13 protein-coding genes are annotated in these 12,321 nt (G+C 71.1%); 4 read left to right on the top strand and 9 right to left on the bottom strand.

Translation table 11 applies throughout. The features are described from left to right. Positions 1 to 29 precede the first annotated feature (29 nt). Complete coding sequence (locus AB0N03_RS05455; RefSeq protein WP_364365802.1) at positions 30 to 611, top strand: ATP-dependent Clp protease proteolytic subunit; 582 nt, start codon at positions 30 to 32, stop codon at positions 609 to 611. Between the two features lie 54 nt (positions 612 to 665). On the opposite strand, the gene AB0N03_RS05450 is transcribed toward AB0N03_RS05455, so the two are convergent. The 5 genes from AB0N03_RS05450 to AB0N03_RS05430 all read right to left on the bottom strand — a co-directional run bounded on the left by AB0N03_RS05450 (position 666) and on the right by AB0N03_RS05430 (position 6,247). Beyond that, positions 666 to 1,094: a DUF6294 family protein gene (locus AB0N03_RS05450; protein ID WP_364365799.1), complete on the bottom strand. Its 429-nt coding sequence runs from the start codon at positions 1,092 to 1,094 to the stop codon at positions 666 to 668. 227 nt (positions 1,095 to 1,321) lie between these two features. Next, positions 1,322 to 3,376: a M3 family metallopeptidase gene (locus tag AB0N03_RS05445; protein ID WP_364365796.1), complete on the bottom strand. Its 2,055-nt coding sequence runs from the start codon at positions 3,374 to 3,376 to the stop codon at positions 1,322 to 1,324. 94 nt (positions 3,377 to 3,470) lie between these two features. Next, a complete protein-coding gene (locus AB0N03_RS05440; RefSeq protein ID WP_364365793.1) occupies positions 3,471 to 4,178 on the bottom strand; it encodes a histidine phosphatase family protein in 708 nt (235 codons plus the stop codon). A 187-nt stretch (positions 4,179 to 4,365) separates the two neighbouring features. After that, entirely contained in the window at positions 4,366 to 5,208 is an 843-nt protein-coding gene (locus AB0N03_RS05435; protein WP_364365790.1) for an undecaprenyl-diphosphate phosphatase, read from the bottom strand. Between the two features lies 1 nt (position 5,209). Continuing rightward, complete coding sequence (locus AB0N03_RS05430) at positions 5,210 to 6,247, bottom strand: LLM class F420-dependent oxidoreductase (RefSeq protein WP_364365787.1); 1,038 nt, start codon at positions 6,245 to 6,247, stop codon at positions 5,210 to 5,212. An 87-nt stretch (positions 6,248 to 6,334) separates the two neighbouring features. On the opposite strand from AB0N03_RS05430, the gene AB0N03_RS05425 reads away from it, so the two are divergent. From AB0N03_RS05425 to AB0N03_RS05415, 3 genes are all read left to right on the top strand, one after another. Continuing rightward, a complete protein-coding gene (locus AB0N03_RS05425; RefSeq protein WP_364365784.1) occupies positions 6,335 to 7,303 on the top strand; it encodes an aldo/keto reductase in 969 nt (322 codons plus the stop codon). A gap of 91 nt (positions 7,304 to 7,394) precedes the next feature. After that, entirely contained in the window at positions 7,395 to 8,402 is a 1,008-nt protein-coding gene (locus tag AB0N03_RS05420; protein WP_364365781.1) for a hypothetical protein, read from the top strand. Then, positions 8,399 to 8,623 carry a DUF5703 family protein gene (locus AB0N03_RS05415; protein WP_285478272.1) on the top strand — a complete coding sequence of 75 codons (225 nt, stop codon included), beginning with the start codon at positions 8,399 to 8,401 and terminating at the stop codon, positions 8,621 to 8,623. The genes AB0N03_RS05420 and AB0N03_RS05415 overlap by 4 nt, the downstream gene beginning before the upstream one ends. 6 nt (positions 8,624 to 8,629) lie before the next feature. Here AB0N03_RS05415 and AB0N03_RS05410 read toward each other — a convergent pair whose 3' ends face one another. The 4 genes from AB0N03_RS05410 to AB0N03_RS05395 are packed head-to-tail and all read right to left on the bottom strand — an operon-like array spanning position 8,630 to position 12,209. Then, a complete protein-coding gene (locus tag AB0N03_RS05410; RefSeq protein ID WP_364365777.1) occupies positions 8,630 to 9,376 on the bottom strand; it encodes an SRPBCC domain-containing protein in 747 nt (248 codons plus the stop codon). Beyond that, positions 9,366 to 9,962 (bottom strand): helix-turn-helix domain-containing protein, encoded by a 597-nt coding sequence (locus AB0N03_RS05405; protein WP_364365774.1) that lies wholly within the window; start codon positions 9,960 to 9,962, stop codon positions 9,366 to 9,368. Before AB0N03_RS05405 ends, AB0N03_RS05410 begins: the two co-directional genes overlap by 11 nt. 31 nt (positions 9,963 to 9,993) lie before the next feature. After that, positions 9,994 to 10,887 (bottom strand): alpha/beta hydrolase, encoded by an 894-nt coding sequence (locus tag AB0N03_RS05400; RefSeq protein WP_364365771.1) that lies wholly within the window; start codon positions 10,885 to 10,887, stop codon positions 9,994 to 9,996. Beyond that, the gene (locus tag AB0N03_RS05395; RefSeq protein ID WP_364365768.1) at positions 10,887 to 12,209 is read right to left on the bottom strand and encodes a M20/M25/M40 family metallo-hydrolase; all 1,323 of its coding nucleotides are present in this window, start codon (positions 12,207 to 12,209) and stop codon (positions 10,887 to 10,889) included. The genes AB0N03_RS05400 and AB0N03_RS05395 overlap by 1 nt, the downstream gene beginning before the upstream one ends. Positions 12,210 to 12,321: the final 112 nt, after the last annotated feature.

Below are 12,321 nucleotides of genomic sequence, written 5' to 3'. Positions count from 1 at the left end.
CGCCCGCACCCGCGCCCTACCGTCGAGCCATGACCACTCTCGCCGTACCCGACATGCAGGCACCGAGCACCGCCCCCGAAGACTCGGTCTACCAGCAGCTCCTGCACGACCGCATCGTCTTCCTCGGCTCCGAGGTCAACGACGAGGTGGCCAACCGGATCATCGCCCAGCTCCTCCTGCTCGCCGCCGACGACCCGGCGAAGGACATCACCTTCTACATCAACTCACCCGGCGGCTCGGTGACCGCCGGCATGGCCATCTACGACACCATGCAGCTCGTCAAACCGGCCGTCTCGACCTACGGCCTCGGCTTCGTCGCGTCCATGGGCCAGTTCCTGCTCTCCTCCGGCACCCCCGGAAAGCGCTACCTGCTGCCCAACACGCGGATCGTCATGCACCAGCCCTCGGCCGGCATCGGCGGCGCCGCCACCGACATCGCCATCCAGGCCGAAGTGTTCGGCAAGATGAAGCGCCGCATCGCCGAGATCACCGCGCACCAGACCGGCCAGAGCGTCGAACGCATCACCGCCGACGCCGACCGCGACCGCTGGTTCGACGCGGAAGAAGCCCTCGCCTACGGGTTCGTCGACCACATCGTCGCCGGCGGCTGACCACGACCCTCGCCCCGATGCCGGGCGGCATCGGGGCGAGGCACCGAGTGACGATCAGCAGTGACTGGTCAACCGCATGTTGTTGATCCGGTCGAAGAACGCCGCGTCGAACGACCCGGCGTCGAACCACCAGGTCCACTGGTTCTTGACCGTGCCCCGCACGAACTTCGGGTCACCCCCGTGCGTGATGGGGCCCAGGACGAACCCGTTGCTGTCCACGGCAACCGGCCACATCAGCCACGCGTCACCGCTGTCGCTACTGGTGATCACCGCCTCGAAGGTCGCGCTGCCGTTGCGGTTCAGCGTCCACTTCGCCTGGTCCATCAGGCAATCGCCGGCCGCAATGCGGCCCCAGGTGAACCAGCAGGAGCCCGCTCCGGTACAGGTGGCCTCCGCGGTGGCGGCCGACTGCGTTCCGGCCGACGCCGGAACAACGAAGACGCTGCCCATGGCGGCAGCGAACATCGTCAGGATGATCGACATCCGACGCAATGTGCCCATCGTTTTCCCTCCCCGAGAGTTGTCGAAGCCCCCAAGCTAGTTCTCGGGCACCCTCGGCGAGAGTCACGGACGTGCGGACTCGAGGGAAGCTGATGCGGCCCGGGTTGCCGCCTTCTTTGCTGTATTTGATTGCGGTGCGTAACGGCTCGGCTGGTTTGAAAAACCAGCCGAGCCGTATAGGGCGTTATACAGTTAGAAGACGAGAGTGTTCAGACTCCGTTGAGGCCGCGGCGGGCCAGGAGTGGTTCGATCTCGGGGTTGCGTCCGCGGAAGGCGCGGAAGGCGTCCATCGGGTCGATGCTCCCTCCCCTGCCGAGGAGGGTCCGGCGGAAGTGGTCGCCGTTGTCGCGGGTCAGTCCCCCGCTCTCCCGGAACCACTGGACGGTGTCGGCGTCGAGGACTTCGCTCCAGATGTAGGAGTAGTAGCCCGCGCTGTAGCCGCCGCTGAAGACGTGCGCGAAGTATGTCGTGCGGTAGCGGGGCGGGATCGCTTCGACGGCCACGCCCGCTTTCACGAGCGCGTCGGTCTCGAAGCGCTGGACCTCTTCGACGTGGTCGTCGACGCCGAGGCGGTGCCAGGCCTGGTCGAGCAGGGACGCCGCCAGGTACTCGGTCGTCGAGAAGCCTTCGCCGTACTGCTGGGCGGCGAGGAGCTTGTCGACCTGCTCCTGCGGCAGCGCCTCCCCCGTCTCGTGGTGCTTGGCGTAGTGGGCCAGTACCTCCGGCCACAGCATCCACATCTCGTTGACCTGGGACGGGTATTCGACGAAGTCGCGGGGCACGTTGGTGCCGGAGAACGTCGGGTAGCGGACCGACGAGACCAGGGCGTGCAGCGCGTGGCCGAACTCGTGGAACGCCGTGACGACCTCGTCGAACGTGAGCAGGGTCGGCTCCCCCGCCGGCGGCCGGCCGACGTTGAGCACGTTGACCACGACCGTCTTGCGGTCCAGCAGCCGCGATTGGTCGACGAAGGTGTTCATCCACGCGCCGCCGCGCTTGGCGTCGCGGGTGTACAGGTCGAGCAGGTACAGCCCGAGCGGGGTGCCGTCGGCGTCGAACACCTCGAAGGTCCGGACCTCCGGGTGGTACTTCGGGAGGTCGGTCCGCTCGGTGAAGGTGAGCCCGTAGAGCTTGGTGGCGGCGAAGAAGACGCCGTCGAGGTACACGCGGTCGGCTTCGAAGTACGGCCGCAGGGCCTCGGTGTCGACGTCGAAGCGCTCGCGGCGGACCTGGGCGGCGTAGTACGGCCAGTCCGACGGACGCAGCGTCGCGCCGGGCACGTCGGCTTCGAGCAGCTGCTGCAGTTCCGCGGCTTCGGTGCGAGCGTTCGCGACCGCGGCGGGTGCGAGCCGCTCGAGCAGTCCGGCGGCGGCTTCCGCGGTCTTCGCCGTCTCGTCGGCGATGACGTACGCCGCGTGGTTCGGATAGCCGAGCAGGGCGGCCCGTTCGGCCCGCAGGCGGGTGATCTCGGCGACGAGGGCGTTGTTGTCGAACTCGTTGCCGCGGTTGCCCCGCGCCATCGACGCGGCGTGGATCCGCGCGCGGACGTCGCGGTCGCGCAGCGTCTCCAGCGGCGAGGCCTGGCTCGTCGGCAGGGTCAGCGGGATGACGTACTTGCCGTCCTCACCGCGGGCGGCCGCCGCTTCGGCCGCGGTGGCGATCGCGCCGTCGCCGAAGCCGGCCAGCTCGGCGCGATCTTCGATCACGACGGCCAGGTCGTTGGTCTCCTTGAGGAGGTTCTGCTGGAACTTCGTCTGCAGCGTGGACAGCTGCCCGTTGAGCTCCCGCAGGCGGGCCTGCTCCGCTTCGCCGAGCCCGGCACCCGCGCGGCTGAAGTCGAGGTGACGCCGTTCCAGCAGGCGCCGCGACTCCTCGTCCAGGCCGAGCTCTTCGCGCCGCGCGTGGAGGGTGTCGATCCGGGCGAACAGCTTCGGGTTCAGGTGGATCGCGTCGTGGTGGGCGGCCAGCTTCGGCGCGAACTCGGCCTGGATGGCCTGGATCTCGTCGGTGCTGTTGGAGCCGGACAGGTTGTAGAACACGCTCGCCACGCGGCCCAGCAGCTCGCCGGCGCGCTCGAGGGCCACGACGGTGTTCTCGAACGTCGGCTCGGCGTCCTGCGCCGCGATCTGCTCGATCTCCGCCGCGTGCTCGGCCAGGCCCGCCTCGAACGCGGGCCGGTAGTGCTCGTCGGCGATCCGGTCGAAGGGCGGCAGGGCGTAGGGCAGTTCGCTGGGTGCGGCGAACGGGTTGTCCGGCGAAATCATCGGCGCAGGCTCCTGGTGGGGGTACAACACTCGGTCCCGCCACCCTACGTGGTCCACCTGTGCGGATGTCAGCGCTTTCCGGAGGTGGCCAGGTTCACGGACCGGTGGTACCGCCCACGACGGCGTCGCTGCTCCCGGCGGCCTTCTTGCCGCGCTTAGGCTTGGGTTCCGGCGGCACGATGCCCCCGAGGTCGCCACTGTGGTCGTTGACCCGCATGACGAACGGCCGGGTCTCCGTGTAGCGCACGACCGAGATCGACGCCGGGTCGACGACGATCCGCTGGAACGCGTCGAGGTGCTGGCCGAGCGCGTCGGCGAGGATGGACTTGATCACATCGCCGTGGCTGCACAGGAGCCAGACGGCGTGGTCGCCGTGCTCGGCGGTGATGCGCCGGTCGTGCGCGCGGACGGCGGCCACGGACCGGGCCTGCATCGCCGCGAGCCCTTCGCCGCCGGGGAACACGGCGGCCGACGCGTGCGCCTGCACGACCCGCCAAAGCGGCTCCTTCGCCAGGTGCTTGAGCTCCTTGCCGGTCCAGTCGCCGTAGTCCACTTCGGACAAGCCGGGCTCGACGACCTTCGCCAGGGTCCGCGCGGCCGCGAGGGGGCCGACGGTCTGCTTGCACCGCAGCATGGGCGACACGACCAGCTCGGCCAGCGGGACGCCGTCGAGGCGTTCGACCAGCTTCTCCGCCTGGGCGCGGCCGGTGTCGTCGAGGTTGACCTTCGGGGAACGCCCGGCCAGGACACCGGAGCCGTTGGCCGTCGACTTGCCGTGCCTGAGCAGAATGACCGTACTCACGAGGCCCACCCTACGTGGACGCGATCACCCGCTCCCTCCTACCGGTCATCAGTTGCTGACGGGACCCGCGTTCGGGTCATCGGCGCAGGCCGGAGGTCGCGAATGACTCATTCGGGACCTCCGGCGCCGCGAATGAGTCATTCGCGGCGCCGCCGAGCAGCCTCGCCGCGGGAACCACGCGGGCGGCTCAGTTGCTGACGGGACCCGCGTTCGGGTCGAGCGCCCCGGTGAAGATCAGCACGAACAGCAGCACCCCGAGCACCAGCCGGTAGATCACGAACGGCACGAAGCTGCGCTTCTTGATGTAGGCCATCAGCCACGCGATCACCGCGTACCCGACGCCGAAGGCGACCAGCGTCGCCAGGATCGTCGGACCCCACTGAGCCGGCACGCCGCCCGAGCCGATGTCCTTGAGCTTGTACACGCCCGACCCGAACACCGCCGGCAGCGCCAGCAGGAACGAGTACTCCGCCGCCTCCGCGCGGGTGTAACCCAGCAGCAGGCCCGCGCTCGTCGTGCCACCCGAGCGGGAGACGCCCGGGATCAGTGCCAGCGCCTGGGCGAAGCCGAAGCCGAGCCCGTGCGGCACGGTCAGGTGGTCCAGCGTCCGCTCCTGCTTCCCGACGCGGTCGGCGTACAGCAGGATCAGGCCGAACACGATGAGCACGGTCGCGGTGATCCGCAGGTCGCGGAACGCGCTGTCGATCTGGTCCTGCAGCAGCAGCCCGAGCACCACGATCGGCAGCGAGCCGATGATGATCAGCCAGCCGAGGCGCGCGTCCGGGTCGCGGCGCCAATCCGGCTTGTACAGCGAGAAGAACCAGGCCTGCAGGATCCGGCCGATCTTCTTGCCGAAGTAGAGGATCACCGCCAGCTCGGTGCCGATCTGGGTGACGGCGGTGAACGCCGCGCCCGGGTCGTCCCAGCCGACGAGCGCCGCGACGATCCGCAGGTGCGCGCTCGAGGAGATCGGCAGGAACTCCGTCAGGCCCTGGACCAGGCCCAGGACCAGTGCTTCGAACCACCCCACGTCAGGCCACCCCCGCCAGCTCGAGCGCCTCGACGGCGGTGGTCAGCGCGGCCGCCGCGTCCGGGGTGTACGGCGACACCGACAGGGTCGTCACGCCGGCCTCGGCGTATTCGGTCATCTTCTCCGCTATCCGTTCCTTCGGACCCAGCAGCGACGTCGCGTCGAGGAACTCCAGCGGCACCGCCGCCATCGCCCCCGCCCGGTCGCCGGCCAGGTACTTCTCCTGCACTTCGGCGGCTTCGGCTTCGAAGCCCATCCGGCACGCCAGCCGGTTGTAGAAGTTCTTCTCCTTGCTGCCCATCCCGCCGAGGTAGAGCGCCGCGTAGCCGCGGACGGCGTCCGCGCAGGCCCGCCAGTCGTCGCCGGGCACCAGCGGCACGGTCGGGACGACGTCGAAGCCGTCGAGGGTGCGGCCGGCCCGTTCGGCACCGGCCCGCAGGTGCGCCAGCTGCTCTCCCGCGTGCGCCGGCGAGAAGAACACCGGCAGCCAGCCGTCGGCGATCTCCCCGGTCAGCTCCAGGTTCTTCGGGCCGATCGCGGCCAGGTACAGCGGGATGTGCTTGCGGGCGGGCCGGACGGTCAGCCGCAGCGCCTTGCCGGGCCCGTCCGGCAGCGGCAGCGTGAAGTGCTCGCCCTCGAACTTCACCCGTTCCCGCCGCAACGCCGAGCGCACGATCGAGGCGTACTCGCGGGTGCGGCCCAGCGGCGAGGCGAACCGGACACCGTGCCAGCCCTCGGACACCTGCGGGCCGGACACGCCGAGCCCCAGCCGGAACCGGCCGCCCGAGAGCGTGTCGAGGGTCGCGGCGGTCATCGCGGTCATCGCCGGGGTCCGGGCCGGGATCTGCAGCACGGCGGCGCCGACGTCGATCCGCGACGTGTTCGCCGCGATCCAGGTCAGCACGGTCACGGCGTCCGAGCCGTACGCCTCCGCCGCCCACACGACGGCGTAGCCCCGTTCGTCCGCTTGTTTCGCCAGGGCCAGGTTCGCGGGGTCGTTCCCCGCTCCCCAGTAGCCGAGATTCAGTCCGAGTCGCACGGGGCCAGACCCTAACGGGGGCTCTCGGGGGCGACACGACTCACCTTGGTCAGGTTCGCCGGTCCCCGCCCACTAGGCTCGGCGGTCGTGGAAAAGCGACTGCTCGGCCGCTCGGGACTGCGCGTCTCGCGGATGGGGCTCGGCACCATGACCTGGGGTGGCGACACCGACGCGGAGGAAGCGGCCAGCCAGCTGGTCGCCTTCGTGGACGCCGGCGGCACCCTGGTGGACACGGCCGACATCTACGGCGAGGGCGAGTGCGAGCGGGTGCTCGGCTCGCTGCTCGGCGACCTCGTGCCCCGCGACGACATCGTCCTCGCGACGAAGGCGGTCGCCCGGCGCACCGACGGCCCGTTCGGCGGCGGCGCCTCCCGCGGTGCCCTGCTCACCGCGCTCGACGGCTCGCTCGAGCGGCTCGGCACCGACCACGTCGACCTGTGGCAGCTGCACGCCTGGGACACCTGCGTGCCGATCGCCGAGACCCTCGCCGCCCTCGAGTACGCCGTGACAAGCGGCAAGGCCCGCTACGTCGGCGTCTCGAACTACGCCGGCTGGCAGCTGGCGACGGCCGCCGCCGGCGCCGCCGCGGTCGCGCCGATCGTCTCCACCCAGGTCGAGTACTCGCTGCTGGAACGCGGCGTGGACCGCGAGGTCGTCCCCGCCGCCGAGCACCACGGCGTCGGCCTGCTGCCCTGGGCGCCGCTCGGCCGTGGCGTGCTGACCGGCAAGTACCGCACCGGCACGCCCGCCGACTCGCGGGGCGCGAACAGCGCGTACGCCGGTTACGTCGAGCACCACCGCACCGACCGCGCCGCCCGGATCGTGCAGGCGGTGGCCACCGCCGCCGACGGCCTCGGCACGTCGCCGCTGGCCGTCGCGCTGGCCTGGGTCCGCGACCGGCCCGGAGTCGTCGCCCCGGTCGTCGGGGCGCGCGACACCGGTCAGCTCACCGGCTCGCTGACGGCGGAGGACATCACCCTCCCGCCGGCGATCCGCTCGGCGCTCGACGACGTCAGCGCGATCGAGGTCGGCTACCCGGAGCGCTGGCCGCGCTAGGTGTCTGTTGGGTGACATGCACGTGACGGCAAGACGATCGTGGAGGATGCTGGTGGAGACCGTCCGTCGAGGGACACCTGGAGGCAGCAACGTGCGTCGGTTCGCCGCCGTGTCGTGGATCGCGATCCCGCTCGCCGGTGCGCTGGTGCTCTCGGGCTGCTCGTCGGCCAAGTCCGACAGCGACGACCTCCAGATCGTCGCGAACCCCGTGGCCGCGAAGCCGGCGGTCTCCCCCGCCGTGACCGTGAAGCCGGCCGGTCAGGTGCTCGCCGGCGGGGCCGTCTCGGCCCTCGCCGTGGCCCAGGGAACCCTGGTCGTCGCGCTCTCTCAACCGCCGTCTTTGCAGTTGTACGACTTGGACGCGCTTGCGTCACCCCCGGTGAATATGCCGTTATACGGCAAAGCGGGGAAGCTGACCGTGGCGCCGGGGCGGGTCGAGATCGCGGAGCCGGATCGGGGTGTGGTGCAGCAGCTGACGTTGCCGGACCGGAAGCTCACCGAGACGAAGACGGGCGGGCAGCCGGCGGCGAGCATCGCTTACGGCGCCGATCGGCTGGTCGCGATGGGGGCGGCGAAGGACATCCAGGTGCTGCCCGCGAGTGGTCCCGCGCGGACGATCGGCGGGCAGCTCTACAGCGCGGACGATGTGCTGACCGCCGGGGCCGGTGTGGTGGTCCTCGACCGGCTGCGGACGGCCGTGTTCTCCGTGGACGTCGCGGGGGGGAAGATCAACGAGGGTCTGCGCGCGGGTGATGGCGCCGCCAACGCGGTCGCGGACTCCTACGGCCGGATCCTGGTGACGGACGCGCGGGCGGGTGCGCTGATCGCGTTCTCGGCTTCGCCGCTGATCATGCGGCAGCGGTATCCGGTGCCGGGTGGTGCGTACGGGATCGCTTACGACGCGAAGCGGAGCCTGGCCTGGGTGACGCTCACCGGGCGCAACGAGGTGGTCGGGTTCGACGTCCGCGGCGGCGAGCCCGTCGAGAAGTACCGGTTCCCCACCGTGCGCCAGCCGGACTCGGTCGGGGTGGACGAAACCAGCGGCCGGGTGGTCATCGGCTCGGCGACCGGAGAAGGGACCCAGGTGATCCAGCCATGACGACGGTCAGCGAGGCGGTGGTCGAAGGGGATTGGGAGTATCGCCGTCTGCACCTCCCCCCGGGCGTGTCCCGGCGTGCGGCGGCGATCCAGCTCTCCATCCACGCGGAGTTCGCGGGCTGGGAACTGCGGAACGTGCGGCTCTACGCCGACGGCACCCGCCGGGTGTGGCTGCGCCGCAAGAAGACGGCGGAAAGCCTGCCCGGCGCGCTGCCGACCTGAGGCGGCTCAGCCGAACACGCGGCTCAGCCAGTCGCTCCAGGCCTTTTCCTCCACCTCGGCGTCGGCGCCCGGGGTGAAGACGTGGTGGGCGGCGACCATCGGGCCGTGGAAGCCGCGCAGGAAGCGGATCATCGCGTCCGCGGTCCGCACGCCGGCGGTCTGGTCGTTCACGGCGTAGACGACCCCTTCCAGCGGTGCCCGGCCGGGCACCGCGATCCGCACCCGGTCGCCCTCGGCTGGCCGCAAGGGCAGCCCGAGGGCCGTGCCGAGCCGCGTCCACGCGGCGGGCCAGTCCCCCACCGGCGGGCCGAACGCCGTGACCGGCACCGCCGTGCGCCCGGCGAAGTGCGTCACGTACTCGACCAGGGTGCGGAAGAACATCGCGCCGCCGGTGGTCATCGCCTCGAACTCGTCCTCCCAGTCGTCGCCGGGCAGGAAGCCGCTCGTGACGCAGCGGATCACCGAGCTTCCGCCGGCCCGGCCCTCGATGAGGAACTCGTAGGCGATCGTGCGCCCGTCCGGCCCGGGGTCGGTGCCGTAGACGAGCTTCTCGAGCGGGTCCCATTCCCGGATCCGGAACTCCGGCTCGTAGCCGCCGAACGCGCCACGGATGACTCCGCCGGTGCCGCCCTCGACCTCGTTGCGGCCCATGAACCACGAGTCGATGCCCGGTCCGGTCGCGATGGCTTCCCACAGTTCTTCCGGCGTCGCGCCGACCTCGGCGACGTCGGTCAGCTCGAACTCATGCCCCACGGGACTCCTCCGGGATGCTCGGGTGGACGGCGACGATCACCCGGTGCGGCCGGCCCTTCTCGGCCGTCTCGTCGTGGTACTTGCCGACCAGGGTCGTGACGGCGGTCGCGAGCTCTTCGGCGAACGCCGTGCGGTCGGCGGCCGAGGCGAACCGGACCTCGCCGTCGAGCGCGAAGGTCGCGACCCGCTGCTGCGCCTTGGCCGCGCCGGTGATCAGGAGGCCGACGTCCCGCACGAGCCGGCCCGCGACGGCGAGCAGCCAGCGGGCCGAGAGCCGGTCGGGCGACTGGGCCGGGTCGGGCTGGACGGCGGACAGCGCGACCGGCGAGATGACGTACGACGACGCCGTCGCGCGCATCATCCGCTCGGTGACGTTGCCCTTCCGCCGCTCCTCGACCAGCTCCACCAGGCCGTGCTTCTCCAGCGCCCGCAGGTGGTAGTTGACCTTCTGGCGCGGCAGGTCGACCCGCGCGGCCAGCATGGTCGCCGACGCCGGCTCGGCCAGTTCGGCCAGTAGCCGGGCCCGGACCGGGTCCAGCGACACCTCGGCCGCCGACGCGTCTTCGATCACCGCCACGGAAAACATGGGTCCAGCCTCGTACCGAACAGAGAAATTGTCAAGAACTCTCTTCTTGTCGGTAGCTGCCGTTCACCAGGGCGACGACCCGCGGCAGCACCTGCGCCGCGGCCTCCAGCGGCACGACGTGCCCGACGCCGGGCAGCACCACCGCTGTCCCGTTGCCGAGGCCGCCGGCCCACTGCTCGACGTCGGACGCGCGGACGATCCGGTCCCGCTCCCCCACGATCGCCGTCACCGGGAGGCCGCCGACCCGCGTCGAGGCCGAGTCGCGCGCGTAGGCGTCCAGCGCCGGGCGGAACAGCGACACCGTGTGCGGCCAGTTGCCGCGGATCATCTTCACGGTCAGCTCGACCAGCTCCGGGTCCGGGTCGTCGCCGAAGAGCCACCACCGCAGGCCCGCGCTCACCGCCCGGCTCGTGTGCTCCCGGACCACGCCGAAGAGCTTCGAGCCGAGCACCGCTTCGAGGTCGCGAGCCAGCTTCCCCAGCGCGTTCGGCCACGCCGCCGAGACCTCGGTGGCCAGCGTGCCCGACGACGTCGCGAGCAGTACCAGCCCGGACACCCGCTCGGCGAACAGCGATGGGTGCCGCTGGGAGAGCGACAGGATGGCCAGGCCACCCATGTCGTGTCCCACCAGCACGACCCGGCCTTCGGGAACTTCGCGCTCGAGCAGCTCGGCGAGGTCGTCGCCGAGCTGCGCCATCGTCGCGGTGCCGCGCCGCGCCCGCCCGGACCCGCCGTGGCCGCGCTGGTCGTAGGTCAGCACGGCCACCGGCCCGTCGGCCGCGTCCGGCACCAGCGGCGCGATCCGGCCCCAGCTGCGCTGGTCGAGCGCGTAGCCGTGGACGAACACCACGGTCACCGGCGCGGCCGGGTCGCCCCTGCGCACCACCTGCAGAGACGTGCCGTCGGCGAGCGCGAACGCGGTCATCAGGACGTGCGCAGGAACCGGTCCAGCACGCGGGTGCCGAACTTCAGCGCCTCGACCGGGACGCGCTCGTCGACGCCGTGGAAGAGCGCCGAGAAGTCGAGGTCGGCGGGCAGCTTGAGCGGCGCGAACCCGAAGTTGCGGATGCCGAGGTCCTGGAAGGACTTCGCGTCGGTGCCGCCGGACAGCATGTACGGCAGCGTCTTCGCGCCCGGGTCCTCGGCGAGCACCGCGGCGGTCATGGCGTCGACGAGGGCGCCGTCGAACGTCGTCTCGACCGGCGGGAGCTCCATCCACTCCTTCTCGATGTCCGGCCCGAGCAGCTCGTCGAGCTCCCGGTCGAACGCCTCCAGCCGGCCCGGCAGGATCCGGCAGTCCACCGCGGCCTCGGCGACCGACGGGATGACGTTCGACTTGTACCCGGCGGTGAGCATGGTCGGGTTGGCGGTGTCGCGCAGGGTCGCGCCGATCATCCGCGAGATGTTGCCGAGCTTGGCGACCGAGCCTTCGAGGTCGTCCTCGGGGAAGTCCCAGCCGGTGATCTCGGTGACGCCGGCGAGGAACTCCTTCACCGAGTCGGTCAGCACGAGCGGGAAGCGGTGGTTGCCGAGCTTCGCGACGGCTTCGGCCAGCTTCGTCACGGCGTTGTCGCGGTGGATCATCGAGCCGTGCCCGGCGGTGCCGCGCACGCGCAGCTTCATCCAGCGGATGCCCTTCTCCGCCGTTTCGATCAGGTAGGCGCGGACGTCGTCCTTGAGCGTGATGGAGAATCCGCCGACCTCGCTGATCGCCTCGGTGACGCCCTCGAAGAGGTCCGGGCGGTGCTCGACGAGCCACTGCGCGCCGTACTTGCCGCCCGCTTCCTCGTCGGCGAGGAACGCGAAGACCAGGTCGCGCGGGGGCACGACGTTGTGCATCTTGTAGTGCCGGGCCAGCGCGAGCGCCATCCCGCACATATCTTTCATGTCGACCGCGCCGCGGCCCCAGACGTAGTCGTCCTGGATCGCGCCGGAGAACGGGTGGACCGACCACTCCGAGGCGTCGGCGGGCACGGCGTCGAGGTGGCCGTGGATGAGCAACCCGCCCCGGGTCCGGTCGGCGCCTTCGAGCCGGACGATCACGTTGTGCCGGTTCTTCCCGCCCGACTCGACGTAGGTGATCTCGTAGCCGGCGTCGGTCAGCTTCTCCGCGACGTACTCGGCCGCCACCCGCTCGCCGACCAGCGTGTCGGGGTCGCCGGTGTTGGTCGTGTCGATGCGGATCAGCTCGCTGGTCAGCGTCACGGCCTCGGCCGCGGCAGCTTCGATCAGGTTCGGTTCGGTCACCGGCCATTCCTATCATTCGCCCGGCGGGGTGCGCTGGGCAGCGCGTTTCCGGACGATCGGCCTGGTTGTAACAATCCGCCGACGACCACGACTCCCAGCGTGACCGGGACCG

This window comes from Amycolatopsis sp. NPDC051061 (assembly GCF_040682935.1).
Taxonomy (GTDB): Bacteria; Actinomycetota; Actinomycetes; order Mycobacteriales; family Pseudonocardiaceae; genus Amycolatopsis.
Note: the sequence above shows the minus strand (reverse complement) of the source record. Positions and strands in the feature narration are given on the sequence as shown.